The 22,236-nt window shown below is 69.8% G+C and carries 16 protein-coding genes, 1 tRNA gene and 3 pseudogenes; 12 read left to right on the top strand and 8 right to left on the bottom strand.

Going from position 1 to position 22,236, the window contains the following annotated elements; translation table 11 throughout:
* Nucleotides 1-13: 13 nt before the first annotated feature.
* The 8 genes and pseudogenes from ABZ818_RS34750 to ABZ818_RS34715 form a co-directional block, all read left to right on the top strand.
* Nucleotides 14-177 (top strand): annotated as a pseudogene (locus ABZ818_RS34750) (IS5/IS1182 family transposase); the annotation flags it as partial.
* Between the two features lie 287 nt (nucleotides 178-464).
* Nucleotides 465-1,679 carry a PP2C family protein-serine/threonine phosphatase gene (locus ABZ818_RS34745; protein ID WP_361423749.1) on the top strand — a complete coding sequence of 405 codons (1,215 nt, stop codon included), beginning with the start codon at nucleotides 465-467 and terminating at the stop codon, nucleotides 1,677-1,679.
* 771 nt (nucleotides 1,680-2,450) lie between these two features.
* A complete protein-coding gene (locus ABZ818_RS34740) occupies nucleotides 2,451-3,200 on the top strand; it encodes a DUF1775 domain-containing protein (RefSeq protein WP_361423746.1) in 750 nt (249 codons plus the stop codon).
* Between the two features lie 540 nt (nucleotides 3,201-3,740).
* A complete protein-coding gene (locus tag ABZ818_RS34735) occupies nucleotides 3,741-3,944 on the top strand; it encodes a hypothetical protein (protein ID WP_361423743.1) in 204 nt (67 codons plus the stop codon).
* Nucleotides 3,945-4,180: 236 nt separating this feature from the next.
* The gene (locus ABZ818_RS34730; RefSeq protein ID WP_361423740.1) at nucleotides 4,181-4,642 is read left to right on the top strand and encodes a hypothetical protein; all 462 of its coding nucleotides are present in this window, start codon (nucleotides 4,181-4,183) and stop codon (nucleotides 4,640-4,642) included.
* Between the two features lie 333 nt (nucleotides 4,643-4,975).
* The gene (locus ABZ818_RS34725; RefSeq protein ID WP_361423737.1) at nucleotides 4,976-6,205 is read left to right on the top strand and encodes a sensor histidine kinase; all 1,230 of its coding nucleotides are present in this window, start codon (nucleotides 4,976-4,978) and stop codon (nucleotides 6,203-6,205) included.
* Nucleotides 6,202-6,870, top strand: coding sequence for a response regulator transcription factor (locus tag ABZ818_RS34720; RefSeq protein ID WP_361423734.1), 669 nt, complete (start codon nucleotides 6,202-6,204; stop codon nucleotides 6,868-6,870). Before ABZ818_RS34725 ends, ABZ818_RS34720 begins: the two co-directional genes overlap by 4 nt.
* Before the next feature lie 159 nt (nucleotides 6,871-7,029).
* Nucleotides 7,030-9,273 carry an MMPL family transporter gene (locus ABZ818_RS34715; protein ID WP_361423731.1) on the top strand — a complete coding sequence of 748 codons (2,244 nt, stop codon included), beginning with the start codon at nucleotides 7,030-7,032 and terminating at the stop codon, nucleotides 9,271-9,273.
* A 120-nt stretch (nucleotides 9,274-9,393) separates the two neighbouring features.
* Here the strand turns inward: ABZ818_RS34715 and ABZ818_RS34710 are convergent, their stop codons facing one another.
* The 4 genes and pseudogenes from ABZ818_RS34710 to ABZ818_RS34695 all read right to left on the bottom strand — a co-directional run.
* Complete coding sequence (locus ABZ818_RS34710) at nucleotides 9,394-10,611, bottom strand: transposase (RefSeq protein ID WP_361423728.1); 1,218 nt, start codon at nucleotides 10,609-10,611, stop codon at nucleotides 9,394-9,396.
* Between the two features lie 140 nt (nucleotides 10,612-10,751).
* Nucleotides 10,752-11,990: an LCP family protein gene (locus ABZ818_RS34705; protein WP_361423789.1), complete on the bottom strand. Its 1,239-nt coding sequence runs from the start codon at nucleotides 11,988-11,990 to the stop codon at nucleotides 10,752-10,754.
* A gap of 291 nt (nucleotides 11,991-12,281) precedes the next feature.
* Nucleotides 12,282-13,352, bottom strand: coding sequence for a sodium:calcium antiporter (locus ABZ818_RS34700; RefSeq protein WP_361423725.1), 1,071 nt, complete (start codon nucleotides 13,350-13,352; stop codon nucleotides 12,282-12,284).
* Nucleotides 13,353-13,657: 305 nt separating this feature from the next.
* A pseudogene (locus tag ABZ818_RS34695) lies at nucleotides 13,658-13,867 on the bottom strand (DoxX family protein); the annotation flags it as partial.
* Between the two features lie 309 nt (nucleotides 13,868-14,176).
* Here ABZ818_RS34695 and ABZ818_RS34690 point away from each other — a divergent pair.
* Nucleotides 14,177-14,250: transfer RNA gene (locus ABZ818_RS34690), tRNA-Met, on the top strand.
* A 66-nt stretch (nucleotides 14,251-14,316) separates the two neighbouring features.
* Nucleotides 14,317-14,604 (top strand): annotated as a pseudogene (locus ABZ818_RS34685) (transposase); the annotation flags it as partial.
* Between the two features lie 142 nt (nucleotides 14,605-14,746).
* Here the strand turns inward: ABZ818_RS34685 and gap are convergent.
* The 4 genes from gap to ABZ818_RS34665 all read right to left on the bottom strand — a co-directional run bounded on the left by gap (nucleotide 14,747) and on the right by ABZ818_RS34665 (nucleotide 17,650).
* Nucleotides 14,747-15,745, bottom strand: a complete 999-nt coding sequence (gap, locus tag ABZ818_RS34680) for a type I glyceraldehyde-3-phosphate dehydrogenase (protein WP_361423722.1) — start codon at nucleotides 15,743-15,745, stop codon at nucleotides 14,747-14,749.
* Nucleotides 15,746-15,852: 107 nt separating this feature from the next.
* On the bottom strand, nucleotides 15,853-16,809 hold the full coding sequence (locus ABZ818_RS34675; RefSeq protein WP_361423719.1) for a helix-turn-helix domain-containing protein: 957 nt from the start codon (nucleotides 16,807-16,809) through the stop codon (nucleotides 15,853-15,855).
* 364 nt (nucleotides 16,810-17,173) lie between these two features.
* The gene (locus tag ABZ818_RS34670) at nucleotides 17,174-17,320 is read right to left on the bottom strand and encodes a transposase (protein WP_361423716.1); all 147 of its coding nucleotides are present in this window, start codon (nucleotides 17,318-17,320) and stop codon (nucleotides 17,174-17,176) included.
* Nucleotides 17,321-17,371: 51 nt separating this feature from the next.
* A complete protein-coding gene (locus tag ABZ818_RS34665; RefSeq protein WP_361423713.1) occupies nucleotides 17,372-17,650 on the bottom strand; it encodes a hypothetical protein in 279 nt (92 codons plus the stop codon).
* Between the two features lie 1,342 nt (nucleotides 17,651-18,992).
* On the opposite strand from ABZ818_RS34665, the gene ABZ818_RS34660 reads away from it, so the two are divergent.
* Both ABZ818_RS34660 and ABZ818_RS34655 read left to right on the top strand, forming a co-directional pair.
* Nucleotides 18,993-19,955 carry a hypothetical protein gene (locus ABZ818_RS34660; RefSeq protein WP_361423711.1) on the top strand — a complete coding sequence of 321 codons (963 nt, stop codon included), beginning with the start codon at nucleotides 18,993-18,995 and terminating at the stop codon, nucleotides 19,953-19,955.
* Nucleotides 19,956-20,051: 96 nt separating this feature from the next.
* Nucleotides 20,052-22,130, top strand: coding sequence for a PQQ-dependent sugar dehydrogenase (locus ABZ818_RS34655; protein WP_361423708.1), 2,079 nt, complete (start codon nucleotides 20,052-20,054; stop codon nucleotides 22,128-22,130).
* Nucleotides 22,131-22,236: the final 106 nt, after the last annotated feature.

Here is a 22,236-nt window from a genome sequence, read left to right as displayed (position 1 = left end):
TCCAGACCCTCGCGAACGATCAAGGCGCGGCCGATGGGTCAGCGAACGGATGATCTCGTGGCTGACCGGCTACCGACGACTCAGCCCCCGCTACGCACGCGATCCCCTTACCTGGCCTTCCTCGGACTCGCCGGCGCCCTGTGCTGCTACAAGCGCCTCGTCCGCCTCACCACGTAGGACACGGTCCGAGAGTGGCACCGCGGTGGTGATAGCCACCCACGATGTCGTCGGCCTACGCTGGGCCAAGGACGCGGCAGCCGCACCGGTCGATGCGGTGTCGCGATGGACGAAAGCCCCGACTTCGCGGTGCCCGTCGCAAGTCCGTCCTCGCCCGGCGTGTTCCTGCGGCCCGACGGTGGCGGCCGCAAGCGGACTGCCGAGCCGGAGGATACTGAAGCTCAGCGGTGGCGCACGCGGATCCGTCACGATCTGCGGCGCTGTCCTGGAAGGTGTAAGCCGAGGGTATGAGTCTGCGGTGGCCGATTCCTCACCACCAGCGCTCGTGGCGGACCAGCGATGCGCTGTTGGCGCTGCCGCTCGGGCTGATCGGGGCTATCGCGCTGGTCGACGCGCTGACCCCGAACGGTGTGCCGCTGGGCCCCCTGCTGATCGTCGCGCCCGCGATCACCGCGTCCTTCGCGGGCGCTTTCCTCACCGGCGTGATCGGAGCCATATCGGTGGTGGCCCTGCTCGCCGTCAATCTGACCCACCCGGACGCCCACCTGAGCGGGATGTACTTCGATTCGCAGATCATCGCCCTGTTGGTGGTCACGGTGATCGTCACTCTGTTCCGGTACCTGCGCGAGCGGCACGGCCGTGAACTGGCGCAGGTACGGACCGTGTCGGAGGCCACACAGCGGGCGCTTCTGCGGCCGCTGCCCCACCGGATCGGCCCGCTGTGGGTCGCCTCGGTGTACCTGGCTGCGGAGGAACAGGCGCTGATCGGCGGCGATCTGTACGCGGCCGTCCGCACCAAGGGGGCCACCCGGCTGATCATCGGCGATGTCATGGGCAAGGGCCTGACCGCCGTCGGTGACGCGGCACTGTTGCTCGGCGCCTTTCGGGAGGCCGGGCACCGCCAGTCCAGCCTGCCCGGCCTGGTGGCCTACCTCGACCACAGCGTGCGCTGGAATCTGGCCGAACCCACCGATCAGGAAGCGCCGGGAGAGTGCTTCATCACCGCCGCCGTCATCGACATCCCGGACGCACTGCCGCAGATCCGGATGGTCACCTGCGGACACCCGCCTCCCCTGCTGCTGCGCGACCAGCAGGCCATGCCACTGCGAGCCACCAACCCCGCCCCGCCGCTGGGCCTGGGTGAACTGACCATCCCCGACTACCACGTCGACACCTTCACCCTGCTGCCCGGAGACCTCCTGCTCCTGCACACCGACGGCGTCGTGGAGGCCCGGAACGGAAGCGGCGCCTTCTATCCGCTGGTCGATCGGGTCGCCGCCTGGGCGCAGGGCAGCCCCCCGGAGTTGGTCCACCACCTGAGCGAAGACCTGCTCGCCCACGTCGGCGGACGCCTGACCGACGACGCCGCCATGATCGCCATCCAGCGCACTTCGCCGGCCGTTCGCGAGCCCAGCGAGGAACTCGCAGCCACAGAGCGCGTCGGCGTCGCCCAGGCCGCCTTCCACTATGCTCCGGGGGCCGGTGCCTTCCTGCCACCGTGAGCGCCTGCGCCCGACGCGACGTGAGGACGCGAAATCACCGTGCCGCTTGAGGAGGTGACCGGGCGTGCCGGAGACGGCCGGGCCAGCCACGCGGGGACGTGCGTGCGGGCCGGTCTGTTCGCCGTGCTCGGCACTGTTCTCGCCACATTCGGGCACCACGCGATCGCTGAGGGAAGTGTGCCCTGGCTGTTGGTGACCGTCTCCGGCGTCGTCCAGTTCGCCTTGGTGTGGCCGCTGGCACGGCGCCGGTACGCCGCTTTCAGGACCGTCGTGTTCACGCTGGGCCCCCAGGGCGTACTGCACCTGGCACTGTCGTACACGGACGGGGAGGCACCGACCGGGATACCCGTCCACGCGGTGCACGCGGGAGGCCTCGCCGCCTCGTCGGGTGACGGGCATGCCTGGCATCACGCCGGAGTACCGATGGCAACCGTCCACATGGCTGCCGCTCTGGTGGTGTCATGGCTGCTGCACCGCGCCGACGCACGGATGACTGCCGCTCTCGGCGCTCTCGGCACCCGGGCGACGGCCGTTGCGGGTGCCGCCCTGGCGCAGGTGTGGCCACGCCCAGTCGTCCGTGCGGACACGATGACGCTGGGGGTGCCTGTTCGGCGGGCGGCCGATGCCGCGGACGGCAGCGCACTCCTTCGGGAATTCGTTTTGGAACACGCGGTGATACGCAGGGGACCACCGCCCGGGTCAGTTCCAGTCCGTCACCGGTCCCGGTATCCGCGGGTCCGGACCTTCCCGCACCAGCAAGGAGTTTCCCCTGTGTCCATTGTGTTCATCCCCGGGCGTCCACTGGCCCGTGCGACGTGTCGCATCGCTGTCGCCGGTGCCACTGCCCTGGCTGCCGCCGTCGCCCTCGCCGGACCGGCGGCCGCCCATGCGGAGGTCGAGGCCGACACTCCGCAGGCTCTCGCCACTGACGTCACCCTGACCTTCGTCTCCGAAGCGGAATCCGCCTCTGCGGGCTTCACCAAGGTCCGCATCGTCCTGCCGGAAGGCATCGCGCCGGCTGGCCTGGCCCTCGTAGACGCTCCCAAGGGCTGGAAGCTGACGGCGACGAACGACGGCTACCTCGTCGGCGGGCCGGCGCTGAAGACCGGGGTGGACGCCGAGCACAAGATCAAGGTCAGGCAGCTGCCGAACGCCAAGGAACTCGTCTTCAAGACCGTCGAGACCTACAGCGACGGCAAGGTCGCGCGCTGGATCGAACTGCCGGCAGGTGGCAGGGAAGCGGAGCAGCCCGCCCCGGTCCTGAAACTGAAGGCCGCGGCCCCGGGCGCCGCCTCGCTCACACCGAGCCCGAGCGGGAGTGAGGCGCCGAGCACGTCTCCTGCGGCGACCGCGTCACCTTCCGCCGCTGCGGCCACCTCTGCCGACGCGGTGTCCGAGGCGTCCAGCGGGAAGGAAGGCGCCTCGACCGGAGTGATCGTCGGCGGTGCGGCGGCACTGCTCGTTCTCGGCGGCGGTGTGTGGTGGCTCGTCAAGCGCCGCTCCACCGAGGCCGAGGGCTGATCCGCCACATTCGTGGGCCACGGGCCGGCGCTCCCGCCGCCCCGTGGCCACCCGCAGCATCGGCTGGCCAGATGCAGGCACAACTCGGCGTGTGGCGGACCTGATCGTCAGAAACGGAGTTCGCCCGCGCCGACGTGATCACCGGCAAGCAGTTCTTCGCCCGCCACGCGAGACACCGCGGCTTCCGCCAAACGGCAATCCAAAAGGGCGCTGCTTACGTAACCGAAGTACAGCTGCAATCTGCGGATATTTTTCCTGGTCCGCTGGTTCCCCTGCACCGGGGATCGGATGCGAGACGTGCTCCTCGAACGCGCGGGACCCCGCCCACGGCCGTGCCGCTCCCTTGCGGCCGCGGTCATTCATTTCGTACCTCCAAGACCGCGCCGACCCCGCCACACGGGCCGACGCGGCAGAGGGAAGAGTGCATTCATCATGCGAGTAAAAGGCGCTAGGCGTCTCGTCGCGACGTCAGCCGCCATTCTGATGGCCGGCGGCGCCGCGATGGGCGCAGCCGGCACGGCCGCAGCAGCAGCGCCTGCCGTGCACACCCATGTGACCACCAGCCGGTGCTTCGGCGACGACTGGCGCTGCTTCGACCACGGATTCCGCTTCAACCACGGGTTCCGCTTCAACCACGGATTCCGCTTCGACCACGGGTTCCGCTTCGATCACCGCTTCGACCATGGTGGGTTCCGCTTCGGGCACCGGTTCGGCGGCGGACCCGTCGTGATCATCGTGCGCTAGTAGCGGTCGCCGATGGAACCCAAGGGGGCGCGCTCATCGCGGGCGCGCCTCCCACGAGGTGTTCGTCCCTCGACCAGGCTCATGCTGCGTCGAACTGCGCGGCGAGGACGCGGCTGCAGGCACCCCCGAGGACGGACACCGCCTGCGAGCGGTGAGCCGAGGTCCCGCTCCGCTTTCCGCTGCCGAGGATTCCCCCGGGGCCTTGTGCTCCACCCACGTGAACCGCTGGAGTCGCGATGAACTCCACCAATGCAGCCGATGCCTCCCTGAGAGGACTCGGAACATGCTGTGCTGTCACCAACGCGATGCTGCACACACTCCTCATTCCTGATCACCTTGAGGAAAAGTTCTACATCGGTGTCCTGTTCGCAGTAGGCAGCGCCGTCATGCTCGCCGTCGCTCTGGCGCTCGCCCTCACGAAACGTCCCCTGGCCGCCTGGCTGACCGGGGCACTCGTCAGCCTCGGCATGATCACCGGCTTTCTGCTGTCGCGCACCGTCGGTCTGCCGGACGGCTACCACGAACCCGGCTGGGAGCCGCCTTACGGCGTACTCTCCTTGCTCGTCGAAGGGCTCTTCGTCATCGCATTCCTTGCCTGGCTCCGCGACAGGGCAGCTCACAGCACGGTGCCCACGCTGCCGCACAGGCCGGACAACGAGCCAGTCCCGCTTGGGCGAGGCAGGGCAAAACGCCGGTGAATGAGCCTGGCGAACGCCTGCAGGGACCGGGACTCAGCACGTCGTGTGTGTCTCGGCCGGAAGGGCACTCGCGCAGCTGCTCGCGCTCGATTACGCCGGCCGGCGCCCGTTCGATGAGACCCCCGCCCGCAGCCTTGTCCGCACGGTGACCTCACCTCGAACGGTGCGCCGTGCGAGCCGTGTCGGGCAGGCTGAGGTGGCTCGAAGCCCTGTGCCGTACTCCACCGGTTGCGTCCCCGCCCGCTCCCGTACCTCCGAAGTTGCGCCCCGGCGCTGCAGGATGTCGCCGCGCGGTGGGCGCGCTACTCCCGTACCGCCCCTACGCTGGCGCATATGGTCTTCGACCCCGCCCCGAGCCAGCGCCGCGGAGCGCGGCTGCCGCACGGCCGGGCTGCCGATCTGGCGTTGGCCGGAGCGGTGTTCACCGTGGTGGCGCTGGGCTCCATCCAGTCGTTCTGGGACGAGGGCGAACGCAGCGGCCCGGTGCTCGCGCTGGCCGCGCTGCTCCTCGTTCTGGCCTGCGGGGTTCTGTACTTCCGCAGGCGCTACCCCGTCGCGGTGGGCTGGACGGTGCTCGTGCTCACGGGCACCTTCTATTCGCTGCGCTTTGACGGCCCCCTGGTGATCGCCCTGATCGTCGCGCTGTACACCGTCGCTGCGACGGGCCGCCTGCGCGCCGCCGTGGCGCTCGTCTCGGTCGTCGTGTTCGGTGTGGGCACGGTCAGCGTCCTGGGCAGCGAGGACCTGACCGGCCTCGCCGTCTTCCTGCTGTCCGGCTGGCTCGTGGCCGTCGTCGCGCTCGGATACGTCCGCTGCAGCCGCCTCGCCCACGCCCGCGAGGTCGAGCGGCGTGCCGCCACCGAGGAGCGGCTGCGCATCGCCCGCGAACTGCACGATGTCATCGGCCACCACATCTCGCTCATCAACGTTCAGGCGGGCGCCGCCCTGCACCGCCTGCGAAAGGACCCGGCGAAGGTCGCGGCTCAGGCCGAGGAGGCCCTGGCCGCCGTCAAGGACAGCAGCAAGGCGGCACTGCGCGAACTGCGTGCGACTCTCGGCGTGTTGCGCCAGGCCGACGAAGCTGCGCCGTTGGCCCCCGCGGGCGGGCTGGACCGACTGGGCGAACTGGTCCGGGCGGCGGAGCGGGCAGGGCTTGCCGTACGGACGCGGACCGAGGGCGTCAAGCGGCCGCTGTCCACCGAGGTGGGCCTGGCGGCGTACCGCATCACCCAGGAGTCGTTGACCAATGTCGCCCGGCACGCCCATGCCACAGCGGTCACCGTACGGCTCCGCTATGGTGACCGCGACCTCCTGGTGGAGGTCGAGGACGACGGGATCGGCACGGCAGCGCACGGCGGCGCCGGCACCACGGGCCCCTCGCCCGGCAGCGGCCTGGGCGGTATGCGCGAGCGCGCCCGCGCCCTGGGCGGTGAGCTCATCGCGGGGACCCGGCCAGGCGGCGGATTCGCCGTGCAAGCGCGGATTCCCTACGGTCCGTACGTTCCAGGCCAACAAGACGGTCCACAGGTGTCACGCGAGAACGGAGCAGGCAGACGACCATGATCAGTGTGCTGCTCGCCGACGACCAGCGACTCGTCCGCGCCGGTTTCCGCTCCATCCTGGAGGACGAGGACGACATCACGGTCGTCGGGGAGGCGGCCGACGGCGACGAGGCCGTCACCGCCTGCCGCGAACTGCGCCCCGATGTGGCCCTGCTGGACATCCGGATGCCCGGCACCGACGGCATCGAGGCCGCCCGGCGGATCGCCGCCGACGAGCGGCTCGCGGACGTCCGCGTTGTCATCCTGACCACCTTCGACCTGGACGACTACGTCTACGGCGCGCTGCGCGCCGGCGTCACCGGCTTCCTGCTCAAGGACACCGAGCCGGAGGAGCTGATCCATGCCGTCCGGGTGGCCGCCCGCGGAGATGCGCTGATCAGCCCGTCCGTCACCCGCCGGCTGATCGCCGAGTTCGCAGGCCGGGTCAGGGCACCGAATCCCGGCCCCCGGCTCAACGCGCTCACCGAGCGGGAGCGGGAGGTCATGCAGCTGGTCGCGGCCGGCCTGAGCAACGATGAGATCGCCGCCCGCCTGGTCCTCAGCCCCGCCACGGCGAAGACCCACGTCAGTCGCATCATGACCAAGCTGCAGGTACGGGATCGGGCCCAACTGGTCGTGCTCGCCTACGAGTCCGGGATGGTCAGCCCCGGCTGGCTGACCGACTGACCGCAGCCGGGCGACGCAGGACGGCCCGGCGAGCCCCGACTCCCACGGACGGGACAACCGGGGTCGTACGCGACCCTCCGAACCCACAACCGCCGGGGTATGCGAAGTGTCCGCCCCGGGCGGACGTGCCCGGGCATACGCCCACCGCACGCTCAGCGCATGAACACATCACCCGCAAGCGGCGACGACATCGCCACCAACACCCCTCCCACAACCGGGGTCCGCATACCCCCGACGCCCGAGACCGCAGTCACCCCGGCAGCCCCCGGCCGCGGCGGCGTCTTCGCCCGCCTGGCCTTCTGGTCACAGCGCCACCGCTGGGCCGCCCTGCTCCTGTGGGTGGCCGTGGTCGCCGTGATCGGCGCCGGCGCACGGACGGCCGGCAGTACGTACCACAACGATTTCCTGCTGCCCGGCACGGACTCCCAAGCCGCCACCGATCTGTTGAAGAAGCATGGCTCGGCACAGGCCGGCGACAGCGTGCAGATCGTTTTCAAGGACGGGACCGGGCTGCGGGCCACCGGCATCCGGCCCCGCGTCGAGTCGATGCTGAACGAGGTCCGCGGCCTGCCGGGCGTCGTCACGGTCCGCAGCCCGTACGCGGACTCGGCCGCCATGTCCCGGGACGGCACCATCGGGTATGCCACCGTGACCCTGGCCGGCAAGGCGCAGGACGTGCCGAAGTCGGACATAGTCAGGATCATCGACACAGCGAAGGCCACAGAACGGTCCGGGACGAGCGGCCTGAGAGTGGAGCTCGGCGGTGCGGCGGTGCGCGCGGCGCAGGAGCAGAAGAGCGGGTCCGCCGAGGGCGCGGGTCTGATCGCCGCGCTGGTGGTGCTCGTGCTGCTCTTCGGCTCGGTGGCGGCCGCCGCGCTGCCCCTGGTCACGGCGCTGTTCGCGGTGGGCGGCGCGATCGGCCTGATCGTGCTGGCCTCGCACGTGTTCACGGTCGCCGACTTCACCCCGCCGGTGATGATGCTGGTCGGCCTCGCGGTCGGCGTCGACTACGCGCTGCTGATCTTCTACCGCTACCGTCACGAGATCACGGACGGCGCCGATGCGTCCACGGCCACGCGCCGGGCGATGGACGCCGCCGGTCGTACCGTCTTCTTCGCCGGCTGCACCGTCATCATCGCGCTGCTCGGCCTGGTGGCCCTGGGACTGGGCGCGCTGCAGGGCGTGGCGCTTGCCGTCGCGCTGACCGTCCTCGTCACCATGGCGGCATCGCTCACCCTGCTGCCGGCGCTGCTGGCGGTGTTCGGCGGACGGATCCGGCGCCAGGTGCTGCGGCAGGCGGCCAAGGCGCAGGCCAAGGGGAGGGTGACGGGCCGCCGTTGGCGTGCCCTGGCCGGCGCCGTACAGCACCGGCCGTTGCCCGCCCTGCTGGCCGCCACCGCGGCACTGCTGGCCCTGTCCGCGCCTGCGCTCGGCCTGCGCCTCGGCTTCGCCGACGCGGGCAACGACCCTGCGTCGTCCACCAGTCGGCAGGCCTACGACCTGCTGGCGGAGGGCTTCGGCCCCGGTTTCAACGGCCCGCTGGTCGTCGTGGGCAAGGGCGACCAGGCGGCGGGCGCTCAGCTGCGCTCGGCCCTCGCCGCAACCGACGGCGTGGCGGCGACGACCCCGCCGATCCCGTCCCCCGACGGCTCCCTGTCCACGGTCCTGGTGTTCCCCACGACCGCGCCACAGGACAAGGGCACCACCGACCTCGTCCACGAACTGCGCGACCACGTACTGCCGCCGCTGGAGAAGCGCACCGGCGCGGACTTCCTGGTCGGCGGTTCGACGGCGGCCGCACAGGACTTCGCCGACAGGGTCTCGGCCCGCATGCCACTTTTCATCGCCATCGTGGTGGGCCTGTCGTCACTCCTGCTGATGACGGTCTTCAGGTCGCTCCTGATCCCCCTCAAGGCCGCCGTCCTGAACCTCCTGTCCATCTCCGCCGCCCTGGGCGTGATCACCCTGGTCTTCCAGCACGGCTGGTTCGGCGCGCAACCGGGACCGGTCGAGGCCTTCATTCCCGTGATGATCTTCGCAATCGTCTTCGGCCTCTCCATGGACTACGAGGTGTTCCTCGTCTCCCGCATCCACGAAGAGTGGGTACGCACCCAGGACCACGCCCACGCCGTCCGCGAAGGCCTGGCCGCGACCGGCAAGGTCATCACCGCGGCCGCAAGCATCATGATCGTCGTCTTCGCGGCCTTCATGCTCAGCCCGAGCCGCATGCTCCAGCAGTTCGGCCTGGGCCTGGCGACGGCTGTCCTCCTGGACGCGCTGATCATCCGCTGCCTGATCGTCCCGGCCGCCATGCAACTGTTCGGCACCCGGGCATGGTGGCTACCGGCCCCGTTGTCCCGCCGCCTGCCGAGACTGGCGCTGGAGAGCGATCACATTCTCTGACGGCGGAGCCGGGAGACTGCCAGGTTGGAGAAAGCCCGGTGGGAACGGGTGTGCTCGCCTGTCGTCTGCCGGCTCCGTCTTCATTTGACTTCCTCCCCGGGCTGAAGCTCGGGGATTCCCCTATGAGGGGGTTCGGCCGGTCGCCCGGCTTACGGGTTCCTGCTTCACGGACCGGCTGGTGCCGAGGTCTCCACAGGCTGAGACCGCATGTCCTGCGGCCTTGATGTTCTTCGCGGCGTTCACGTCGGCATGGTCGCGGTATCCGCAGCCTGCGGCTTTGCACCGGAAGACCGCTTGGCTCTCGCGGTTTCCTTCCGTGACGAAGCCGCAGGCGGAGCACCGCTGCGACGTGTACGCGGGATTGACTTTCACCACGCGCGTGCCCGTGTACCGGGCTGCGTTGGTCAGGGCGAGTTCGAGGCGGTGCCACCCCTTGTCCAGGATGGCCCGGTTGAGCCCGGCCTTCTGGCGGACGTTGCGGCCGGGCTCGGCCACGGTGCCGGACGCGCCGGCGGACATGTTCTTGACCCGCAGGTCTTCGAGGACCACCATTGCGTTCTTCGCTGCGATGCGGGCGGCGGTCTGCGCGCAGAAGTCCCCACGCCGGTCCGACACCCGGGACATGATGCGGCCCATGGCCGTGATCGTCCTGTGCCGGTTCACGCTGCCGCGCTTGGACCGGGCGAGGCGCTGCTGCAGACGCCGGTGACGGACGATCTCACCGGCCGTGATGAACGGCCGGTCGTGGAAGTCGCCGTCCGAGGTGACGACGGCGGTCTTCACCCCTCGGTCGATGCCCACGGCGGTACCGGGCATGGCGTGCTGCCCGGGAGTGACGGCCCGGTCGTCCACGAGGAACGACACAAACCACCGGCCGCCCTTGCGGGACACGGTCGCGGAACGGATCTCACCACCCAGGGGGCGGGACCAGCGGAAGCGGACCCAGCCCAGCTTCGGCAGCTTGACCCGGCCCCACTTGCGCCCCAGCCGCTCCACCCTGATCTGCTGGGCGTCGGGGAACCGGAACGACGGCAACCAACGTGCCTTCGACCGCCACCGCACCCTGAACGTGCCGTGATCCCGGCAGGCCCGGTCCAGATCCTTCAGCGTCTGCTGCAATGCATGCGACGGTGCCGCCTTCAACCACGAGTGCTCACACTTGGCGTCGGCCAACTCGGCGCACTGCGGCGCATAGTTCATCCACGCCCCGCGCCGCCGGTATTCCCGACGCTGCTCCAGCGCCGTATTCCACACCGACCGGCAGATGCCGCCGAACTCCTCACACATCTCCTCTTGTTCAGGCGAGAGATCGAGCAGGTAACGGCGACCAGACAGCATGAGAACACCCCCCTTCAACTGGTGCGATCAACCTAGTGGGCGCCACTGACAACGGCAGAGAACTCCGCCGCTGCGCGGCTCCGCGCCAAGGATGAGCTAACCCCGTCCTGAAGAACGGGGCTTGCGCTCAAGAGATCCGGTCAGCCGTCGATGGCGGGCATGTCGGGGCCGATGGTCAGGGTGACCCTGGCGGGGGCTGATTGCTCGGACAGTGTGGGCGCCACGCCGGGCAGGTGGCCGGCGACCGCTTGGGCCTGCTCCGACTGGCCTTGGGCGTAGGTGAGGGTGGTTTTGCTGACGCGTGTGGGGGCGTTGCCGGTGGCGGTGATCTGGAAGCCGAGGGCACGCAACTGTTCGGCGACCTTCAGTGCTGCGCCCCGGGTGCCGGTGCCGTTGAGGACGGTGACGTGCACGGCGCTCGCGGGTGCGGGTAGCTGGGCGGTCGCCTTCTTCAGGTCGGCTCTGGTCGTCTCCTGGTCGTGGTTGAGGGCGGTGAACAACTGCCGGGCAGCGGGCTGCTGCCAGGTGACGTTGGCCTTGTCGGTGGGCACGTCGCGCTCTCGCGGGTAGTTGGGGACGGTCAGGAACGAGATCCGGTCGGTGGCTATGCCCTTCACGCTGGAGGCCAGGCTGTACAGGGGGTCGATGCCGGCCAGGTCGGGGTCGGTGGTCAGCGACTTGGTCGCGGAGTTCAAGAAGCCGTACAGGGCGGTGGGGTTGTACAGCTTTGATTTCGCGCGGTCGGCGAGGGACTGCATGAACTCCTGCTGGCGTCCGATGCGGCCGATATCGGAGCCGTCGCCGATGCTGTAGCGGGCGCGGACGTAGCCGAGGGCCTTGTCGTCCTTGACGATCTGGCAGCCGGCCTCCAGGTCGAGGTGGGCCTTCTTGTCGTGGATGGCCTGCTGGGGGCAGACCTCAACGCCGCCCAGGGCGTCGACCATGCCGGTGAAGCCGCGAAAGTCCATGATCAGGAAGTGGTCGATGCGGACCTGGGTGTTGGCCTCGACGGTCTTGATGGTGCAGGCAGCGGCCTTGGCCGCGTCGCCGGTGGTGCCACCGATCGCGAACGCTTCGTTGATTTTGAAGTGGTGCGGGCTGGACGTCGAGCCGTTGCCCCGGTCGCAGGCGGGTACCTGTACCCAGGAGTCGCGGGGGAAGGAGACGACAGTGGCCCATTTCCCGTCGCCGCCGGTGTGCAGCAGCATCAGGGTGTCGGACTGCATCGTCGTGAGGTTCTTGCCGTAGGCATCCCCCAGGCCTTTGCGGCTGTCGGAGCCGATGACCAGGATGTTCTGCCCGCCGGCGGCGGCCTTGGGCCGGTTGTCGCCCAGCGCATCGCCCAGATCGGCTCCCTTGATGTTGCCGTTGAGGTGCATGTACGCCCAGCCGCCCACTCCGGCCACGCAGAGGACGAGGACCGAGGCGGCGAGCGCCACCCAGCGGCCGGTCCGCCGCTTGGGACGCCTGCGCCGACGCCGCCCCGCCGGCTCCTGGTTCTCTGCGGGTACGGATCTTCTGTTTCCAGCCATGACAGTTCAGGTCCCTTTTGCCGTGCGCTGCTCGCGCGGTGATGAACAAGCGGCCCGGCCGCCACGCAGGCACATGCCTGCGCGGCGGCGCCCATCGCTGCGCAGCCGCCCGAGCCCAGGCGGCAGCGCAGCAATCGCTCAGCTGAGGAGGGGAATCAGGCCGAGGGCGAAGACCACGTAGAAGCCGGCCGCGACCGCGAGCCGTGCCGGGGTGAGCTTGTGTCCGCGCATGGTCAGCAGCACGTAGACGATCGCCGCCATGGTGATCAGCCCGGACCACAGCAGTGCGGCATCGAAGTGCCAGCGGGTGAAGAGAAGGCCCAGACCGGAGGGGACGGTGGCCTGGATCATCATCGCGCCGGAGATGTTCGCCAAAGCGAGCTTCGTCTTGCCCTGACGGACCCAGATCACGGCGTTCATGATTTCCGGCAGTTCGGTGGCGACCGGGGACAGCAGCAGGGCGGTCACCGAGGCGGACAGGCCGATCATCGGGCCGATGGCATCCAGCTGCTTCACGAACAGCTGCGACGCGAAGAAGATCACCACCAGCGTGACCAGCGTCTGGGCGATGACGGCCCAGGTGGCCGGGGAGGCGGCCTTGGGCTGGAACTTCAGCGGCTCCAGCTCCTCCTCGCCGTCCTCGTCCTGGCCACCGCGGATCTCCCGCCAGAAGTAGACCGCGTAGGCGGCGAAGAACAGCAGGCCAAGGACAGGTTTGAAGGCGAAGGCAACCAGGCCGAGCGCCACTTTCACGATGAAGATCGGCAGGAACCACTTCTGGTCCTTGGCCAGCCGCTTCATGTCCTTCGCAGTACCGAGGGCCTGCTCAGTGTCACCGGCCGACGGGACGGGCAGGTCGGGGCCCCTGCCACCTGCGGCGACCAGCGCGACAGTGCGCTCACGCTCCTTGCGGCGCTTGAGCAGCAGCATGGCGCCGGTGACGCCGTAGGCGACGGTGGCCAGCGCCAGCGGCCCGCCCATCGCGGCGCCGACGCCGATGTTCTTGGCCTCAGCAGTCGCGCCGGTGGTCACCGCGACGAGCGTGACCACGGACTCGGGCAGTGCGGTGCCGAAGGCGGCCAGGATCGTGCCGACCGCCATCTTGCCCACGTTGAGGCGCTCGCCGAGCCACTCGACGGCGTTGACGAACCACTCACAGGAGAGATAGATCGCCACCGCGCAGACGATCAACAACACGAAATGGATCACGGTCTCGGCTCAGCCTTCCCGCACCGGCGGGGCTTCGAGACAACCGCGTAAAAAGGGGAATGGCGGCAGCTTCGACCCCGCCGACACGCATACGTCGTCGACAAAGGGCCGAAGGTCTCGCCCACCCGCACCGCAGTGCGGGCCCGGCCACCGGGAACCAGGTGCTGGGTTCCAGTGTGTCGACGACCGGTATTGCAGGGCTACTCCCCTTCGCGGCTGCCGAGCATACACGGTGATCCGCGACGCCCCCAAGGCCCGCATGGCAGGCACCGTCTCAAGAAGCGGACCAGGTGGGCGCTTCACGTTCACAGACTCGGGGTGATCACAGCGGCGGCACCTCCCAGGCCCAGGGCGCAGGCAGCCTCTGCCCAGCCGCCGGTACCCCAGCGGAAGAAGCGGTCGGCGGCCAGCCGGCCCGGGCCGATGGCGGCAAGAGCCAGGGCGACGGCGGCGATACACACGTTGCAGTCCACGCCGCCGTTCGTCTCCCGCAGACCGTGGGCGCCGGTGACCGTGGCCGTCGCAACCGCCCCGCGAATGGTCCACGATCCCGGCGGCATCGACCCGGCCGCCGCGGAGGAAACGGCCGGCCAGTTACTCCACGCACTCGGCATCTCCACCGCCTCGCAGAGCCTGCGCGGCACACTGGGCCCGGATGGCCCAGGCCTAAGCTCGAACCGTTCAGCCCAGAGGCCCCCGCGCTGGGAAGTCGTCGAGTGGGCGGCGCCACTCAGGGACGCGTTGCCGGAGGAGCTGTCGGCGTGACGCTCCGCGGAAGCGATTCGCTTCTTTCCCCGCCGGTCACGTAGTGTTCTCTTCACCGACGCGGGGTGGAGCAGCTCGGTAGCTCGCTGGGCTCATAACCCAGAGGTCGCAGGTTCAAATCCTGTCCCCGCTACTGAAGGCCGAGGGCCGGAGTCCGATCAGGGATTCCGGCCCTCGGTGTTTCCGCCCCCGGTGAGGCTGGTTCGTCTCGATGCTGGTCGAAGACCAGACCGTCAAGCCGCTCTCTGCTATTGGTGCGGCGATCGGCGTGGACGCCGGGCTGGATCACCTGCTCACTCTCTCGACCGGGGAGAAGGTTGCCAACCCTCGGCACGAGCGTCGGGACCTAGCCCGCCAGGCCCGCGCCCAGCGGGAGCTGTCCCGGAAGGTCAAGGGCTCGGCCAACCGTGCCAAGGCCCGCCTGAAGGTCACCCGTATCCACACGCGGATCGCCGACCGGCGCCGGGACGGGCTCCACAAGCTCACCCCGGCTCCCGCGCCCTCCGGAGGCCAGGCGGACCCGCTTCTGTGACTGAGCGCTCCGGCTGCCCGACTGGTCAACTGGAGCGCCCAAAGGAAGTGCCGGCCGGCGCGGTAGCCGGAGGCGGGGTACCACCCCCGGCGTCCGGTCAGTGGGTGGCGAGGAACTCGAGCGTGTCGATCACGCGGTTCGAGAAGCCCCACTCGTTGTCGTACCAGGCGACCACCTTGACGTGGCGGCCCTCGACGCGGGTGAGCGCCGAGTCAAAGATCGACGAGGCGGGATTGCCCGTGATGTCGGACGACACGAGCGGGTCGTCCGAGTACTCGAGGATGCCGGCGAGCGGCCCCTCCGCTGCGGCGCGGTACGCCGCCAGCACGTCGTCGCGTGTCACGTCGCGGGCGACGGTCGTGTTGAGTTCGACGATCGAGCCCACCGGCACCGGTACACGGATCGAGTCGCCCGACAGCTTGCCGTCGAGGTTCGGCAGCACCAGGCCGATCGCCTTGGCGGCACCGGTCGTGGTCGGCACGATGTTGACGCCGGCGGCCCGGGCGCGACGGGCATCGCGGTGCGGACCGTCCTGCAGGTTCTGCTCCTGCGTGTAGGCGTGCACCGTCGTCATGAACCCGTGCTCGATACCGGCGAGTTCGTCGAGGACCGCGGCCAGCGGCGCGAGCGCGTTGGTGGTGCAGGAGGCGTTCGAGACGATCGTGTGCACGGCCGGGTCGTAGGCGTCGGTGTTGACCCCGAACGCGAGCGTGACGTCGGCGCCGTCCGACGGCGCGCTGACGAGCACCTTCTTCGCGCCCGCGTCGAGGTGGGCGCGGGCGGCCTTGGCCGACGTGAAGCGGCCGGTGGCTTCCAGGACGATGTCGACGCCGAGTTCGGCCCATGGCAGTTGCGCCGGTTCGCGCTCGGCCAGCACCGTGATCCGACGGCCGTCGACGACGAGGGCGTCCCCGTCGACGGTCACCGGGCGCCCGAGACGGCCGGCCGTGCTGTCGTAGGCGAGCAGCCGGGCGAGAGTGGCGGGCTCGGTGAGGTCGTTGACGGCGACGATCTCGAGGGCACTGTCGCGCTCCAGCAGTGCGCGCAGCACATTGCGTCCGATGCGGCCGAATCCGTTGATGGCGATGCGAGTCATGAGTGATGTCCCTTCCCTTCGCCACCAGGCTCGCCCGCGGCTGGCGCCGCTGACAGTGGCGGGATCGCCACGGTTCAAAAGGATCCCGCCACACGGTGCCGGGCGGGTTACTCGCCCAGGGTGAAGGTGCGCCGGTACTCGCTCGGGGTGGTGCCGAGGATGCGCTGGAAGTGCAGCCGCAGATTCGCGCCGGTGCCGAGACCGACATCGGCGGCGATCTGCTCGACGCTCCGCTGCGACCGCTCCAGCAGTTCACGGGCCACGTCGATGCGGGCGCGCATCACCCACTGCATCGGCGTGTAGCCGGTCTCCTCGACGAAGCGCCGGGAGAACGTGCGCGGCGAGACCCCCGCCTGCCGCGCCAGTATGTCGAGGGTGAGGGGCTCGCCGAGCCGGTGCAGCGCCCACTCGCGGGTGGCGCCGAAGCGCTCGCCGAGCGGCTCGGGGACGCTGCGTGGCACGTACTGGGCCTGGCCGCCGCTGCGGTAGGGGGCCGCGACCAGGCGGCGGGCCGCGTGGTTGGACGCGGCCACTCCGAGGTCGCCGCGCAGGATGTGCAGGCACAGGTCGATGCCGGAGGCGGCGCCGGCCGAGGTGAGCACACTGCCCTCGTCGACGAACAGCACGTTCTCGTCGACCTGGACGAGCGGATGCCTGGCCACGAGTGCCCGCGTGTAGTGCCAGTGCGTCGTGGCGCGCCTGCCGTCGAGCAGGCCCGTGGCGGCGAGCGCGAAGGCGCCCGTCGAGATGGCGGCGAGCCGCGCGCCCCGAGCATGGGCGGTGATCAGTGCGTCGACGACGGCCTGCGGCGGGTCGTCGCGGTCCGGAAACCGGTAGCCGGGGACGAAGACGATGTCGGCCCACGCAAGCACGTCGAGGCCGTGGGCGACGTAGTACGCCAGGCCATCGCCGCCGGTCACGAGACCGGGTGTCGCCCCGCACACCCGCACCTCGTACGGCATGCTCGCGCGGGTCGTGAAAACCTGCGCGGGGATTCCGACATCGAGCGGCTTCGCGCCCTCGAGCACAAGGACGGCGACGCGATGCAGACGGGAGGCTGGCACAGGAAGAGGTTACGTGGGGCGCCCGTCCCGCCCTTCGCCCGCCTCCAGCAGATCCGAGACCAAACCCGCGCTCAAGAGGAAACCTCTCCCCTCCACGCTCTCCAGGACCCCATCAGCCCCGTCGGGCCAAGTCGGCCGCTCACGGGCCAGCTGAAGCGCTCAGTTCAGCTTCACAACCACCGGCCACCTCGCTGGGTACAGAAGTCCCGATCAGGCGCTGGAGCGCTTCCGCTAGGTGCACTGCACCACGCCGGGCAAACCCGCGCCATCGTTTGCGACAGCGTTCGCGTGCCTCGATGCCGCCACTGCGACATGGCTCGAGGGGCACCTCCTCCCACGGCCGATAGCGTTCCGGCAGGTCCCGTCACGGGATGCCGGTGCGCGTGCGGAACCGTATGCCGTTGATCAGCTGCCGCTTGCTGTGCACCGACGGCCGACCAGGCTTGACGCCTACCGGCAACAACGGTTCCAGCACAACCCACTGAGCGTCTGTGAATTCTGCCCGAGCCATGAGAGGTGATCATCGCACGACCGTGATCCACTTTCGAACAGGTCATAGCGGCTACTGGCTCAGTTTGGGGAAGTAGGTCAGCTGGTACGGCGACAGCTGGGAGACGGCCGGCTCGCCCCTGCCCCGGCAGATGGGGCAGACGCGTTGCCTGCCACACTTGCGGCAGCCGCTGCGCCCATGGGGCTCGCTGGGCACCCAGCCGCGTCCACCGCAGCTGTGGCAGGCGCCGAGGCCGTCACACTCGTAGCAGAGGACGTAGCCGAGCGTGAGGGTCTCGAGCGTCCGGACCGGCTCCGGCCACTGGAACTCCTCCGGCTCACGCAGGGCCAAGGCGGGGTCTGCCCGCTGTAGAGCACGGCCGAGTTGTAGTCGCCCGTGCGGACTTCGATGCGGGTGCCGTCGGGATGGCGGGCGGTGAGGACGTACGTGCATTTCGTGCCGTCGATCTCCTCCTCCGGCCCCGCGGTGTCCCAGTCGGCCGGGCTGAGCAGGCCGGCCGCCCGGGAGACGGCGTCGGCAGCGCCGACCCCTTCGGGGCGTTCCCCACGGAACACGGCCGAGTAGCTGTAGCGCAGAGGCTCGTGCCAATCGGCGACGTTCGGCTCGCCGAGGAAGAGGAGGCCGAGGTCGGCACCGGGGGTCAAGTTGTCGATCAGCTCCACGAGCTGCGCACGCAGGGCACGCCCGAGCCGGTCCAACTCCTCACGTCCACCAGGTATTTCTCCCACTGGAGCCCCCTTCTCCCGCTTGATCACGGGCATCCTATGCGGGTGAGAACGGTGAGAACACAGGCAGAGGCGCGTACCCAACTGCTACGGCACTTCACGGAGACGCTCCGTGCGCTGCCCCCGGAACTGTCGCTGGCGCTACGGCATCCGGACCTGCCCCACGCGGGCCTGCACCGCGAGGGTTGTCCTGTCCGAGGACCTGAACCATCCTGATGACGGCTGGGCGACCTTCGGCATCCGGTAGTGGGTGATGGGAACCACGCCGGACACATGCGACCGGTATTTCGACCTGGTCACAGGGGTGTGGCGCGAGTGGGGCCGGGCGACCAGGGACGGAGAGGCTGCCCGTACGCGCACGGGTGGGGCGGACACCCCCGACGGCTACGGCCTCGCCCTCACGCGGAGAACGGCTACCTGAGCATGGCCGGCTCGACACCGCTGTTCCTGCGGGACTCGGTGGTGGGGAAGCCGATGCCGACACGGATTGCTTGGCGGGACGGGGAGGCGGTGTTTGACGAGACCGACCTTGCGTCCCTTAGCCAGTCACGCTCGTCTGACCCGGGAAGGCAGGCGCGAGGCCTAGATACGCAAAGCGACCAACCCGAACTGGATCATCCCGGACCACACGGCCTTCACGCATCCGGACTCAGGCGCCAGCAGATGGTACGCATCCCCGTCGCGGACCACCCCTGACAACGGCGGGGTGTTTGGGCTCGCTGGCCCTGGAGCGCAAGGCCAACTACGCGACGCATGGCCAGCGCCAAGCATCCTCGTCCGCGAGGAGGTCCGCGCCGCCACCAAAGGGCGCTCAAAAATTGGCGAGTACACGCCCATTGTCCTGGGCGCGGCGAAAGGGTTACATGGTCCGTGCACGCGGACGAAAGCGCTTTCTGCCAGTCGGGGGACCTCGACCGAACGCCCCTTCACCGCCGCTGGGAGGCTGTATGACACCGCCCCGCACCAGACGCTACTCACTCGCCGTCGCCGCGCTCGCCGCGACCGCCTCGCTTGCCGCCGCCACGTTTCCGGCCCAGGCGGCCCGCCCCTCGACCGCCCACACTCCGCTGCGAGCCCAGGCTGTGGCGGCGTACGACTTCGGACACCCGGACCCCACCGACCCCGGTCGCGAGCAGGACATCGGACGCTCCGGCACCACGCTGAGCCTGATCAACGGCGGCTCCGCGATGCGCGTGGCCGACGAAGCGTACCCGGGTGCTTCGCCCGCCCTGCAGGTGCGCCAGCAGAACCCGGCCACCGCGGGCAACGACGACTGGAAGGCCGGGGCCTGGGACGCCGAGGGCATGTCGTCCCTCGGGGCCTTCCGCAGTGCCCGCGGTGCCACCGTCATGGGCTGGTTCAAGATGACGGGCGACAATCCCGCCCTCAACTCCAACACGGCGAACCCGAACGACCGTTACAACGCGATCGGACTGGCCGGCATACTGTCCGGAACCTCTGACGGTCACGCGGTGCGTGCGCTGCTCGAACTCATCCAGGTGAACGGCGAGTTGAAGCTGGTCGCGCTGGGGAGACGCCTGGACAGCGGCGCCTCCCAGACGTTCGCCGCCGAGGCCCCCTGGGAAGAACTGCTGCCCCGCGGTGAATGGGTCCACCTGGCCGCGACATTCGACTTCCGCGACGGCACCCTCGCGCTCTACCGCGACGGCAAGCCCCTGGACGGCTTCTACGTCACACCGGGCGACCCCTGGGAACTCGCCACCACGCCGGCGCCCCACCGCGCCTCGCCCACCGATCCCCGCGGCATCAAGATCGGCGGCAGCTTCCCCCAGAACACCCGGGAGAACAACGCCTGCGACTGCCGCATGGACGACCTCCTGTTCCTGGACCGCCCGGTGCCGGCCGGAGCGGTGGCGGCGGAGTACCGGCGTATGACGCAGAGCCGCTGATCGTTCCCGTCCTGGATCGTTTTTCCCTACTTGTCGCGCCAGCCCGAAGGGACCCGCATGGCGTCACGACGTACATATCGAAGGCACTGGGCGGCCGTGGCCGTCAGCGCAGCCCTCGCGCTGGGCGGTCTTGCCACCCCTTCCCACGCAGACGAGCCCGCCGCGGCGACAGCCGCCCTGACCGACCCCATTCCGCAGAAGCCCGCCCAGTCCACGACAGGCCTCGTCCTGGAGGAGTTCGCGCAATTCCCCAAGTCGGAACCCGTTCCGGCACCAACGGATCCGCGCCTGATGCGCCACGCCCGGATCAACACCATCAATGAACTCCCCGACGGCTCCGGCCGGATGGCGACTCCCGACCTCAACGGCACCCTGTACCTCACCGACCCCGGCGCGGCGACCAGCACCTCCGGTGGCACCCCGCACCCCTACCTGGACGTCAAGGCCGCATTCCCGCACTTCTTCTCGGGCCGCGGCCTCGGTCAAGGCTTCGGGTACGCCGCGTTCCACCCGGAGTTCGGCACGAACGGGCGCTTCTACACCATCCACACCGAGCTCGCGTCGCAGGCCACCGAGACCCCCGACTACCGGCAGGCCGGCACGCCCGCCTATCACGGCGTCATCACCGAGTGGACCGCCGACCACCCCTCCGCGGCCGTCTTCCACGGCACCCATCGCGAGGTGCTGCGTATCGCTTTCTCCGGCCAGGTCCACGGCGTTCAGCAGATCGACTTCAACCCGACGGCCAAGCCCCACGACAAGGACTACGGCCTCCTCTACCTCGCGGTGGGCGACGGAGGGCAGGGCGTCGGCAACAGCGAGCCGCAGAACCTGGCGCTCCCGCACGGCAAACTTCTGCGGATCGATCCCGCGGGCCGCGACAGCGCCAACGGCCGGTACGGCATCCCCGCGTCCAACCCGTTCGTCGGTGAGCCCGGTGCCCTTGGGGAGATCTACGCCGTAGGCATGCGGGACCCGCACCGCTTCAGCTGGGACGCGGGCGGCAGCCACCGTATGTATCTCGGCCACATAGGCGAGCACGCCATCGAGTCGGTGTACGAGGTCAAGGCCGGGGACAACTTCGGCTGGAGCGAGCGCGAGGGCCCCTTCGCATTCGACAAGAAGACCACCGACCCGTGCGCCCGCATCCTCCCCCTTCCTGCCGACGACGCCCAGTACGGCTACACCTACCCGGTCGCCGCCTACGACCACGACCCGGAACCCGGCTGGAACTGCCGGTCCGACGTGGGCCGCGCCATCGCCGGAGGCTCCGTCTACCGCGGCAAGGACGCGCCGGCGCTGCGCGGAAAGTACATCTTCGGCGACCTCGTGGACGGCCGGATCCTCGCCGCGGACACTCGCGACATGCGCCGCGGCGCCGACCTCGCGCCGCTCGAGCAGCTGATGCTCTTCGACAAGTCGACCGGGAAGACGGTCACCATGCGCGACCTCGCCGGTGACCAACGGGTCGACCTCCGCTTCGGCTCCGACCACAGCGGCGGCCTGTACATCGTCTCGAAGGCCAACGGCAAGGTCTGGAAGGTGACCGGGACCCGCACCTTCGCCGACTGCGAGATCGGCAACACCCCCACCACCCACACCACCGGCCCCGACAACTGGGCGCCGGTCACCCCGGCCAAGTGGGCGTACACGGAACGCGAGACGATCATGACGGAGCCGGGCGTCGCCCGCCCGGGACCGCGGCGCCCCTTCGAGTACGCCGTCCTGACCGCGGGCCCGCGCTACTCCTCCGTCACCGTCGAGGCGGAGGTCCGGATCGACACCCCCGTCGAGATCACCAACCGTGACGTCATTCTGATCTGGGACTATCAGTCGGACACCCGATTCCAGTACGCGCACCTGTCGAGCGACAACACCATCTACCCGCACAACGGTATGTTCACGGTCAACGACGCCGATCGGCTGCGCATCGACGACCAGTGGAACGGAACCTTCGGCGCACCTCCGGCGATCAAGGACGAGGGGTGGCACAAGGTGCGCCTCACCCACTGCGCCGACACCGGTGAGACCGCCGTCTACCTGGACAGCAGCCCCAACCCGCTGATCACGGCCACCGACCCGGTCTTCGCCTCGGGCCGTGTGGGCTTCGGATCCTTCGACAACGTGGGCCGCGTGCGTCACCTGAAGGTGACGGGCACACCGGCCGGCGACTGACCTCGCGGGGCGGGCCGAGACCACGGCCCGCCCCCCCACGCGGAGCCAGCCCAGTGCGGGGCCACCGGGGGCCCCCCCCACAGCCGGGACAGCCAAGGGGAACCCC

The organism is Streptomyces sp. NPDC047453 (genome assembly GCF_040643155.1).
Classification (GTDB): Bacteria; Actinomycetota; Actinomycetes; order Streptomycetales; family Streptomycetaceae; genus Streptomyces.
Note: the sequence above shows the minus strand (reverse complement) of the source record. Positions and strands in the feature narration are given on the sequence as shown.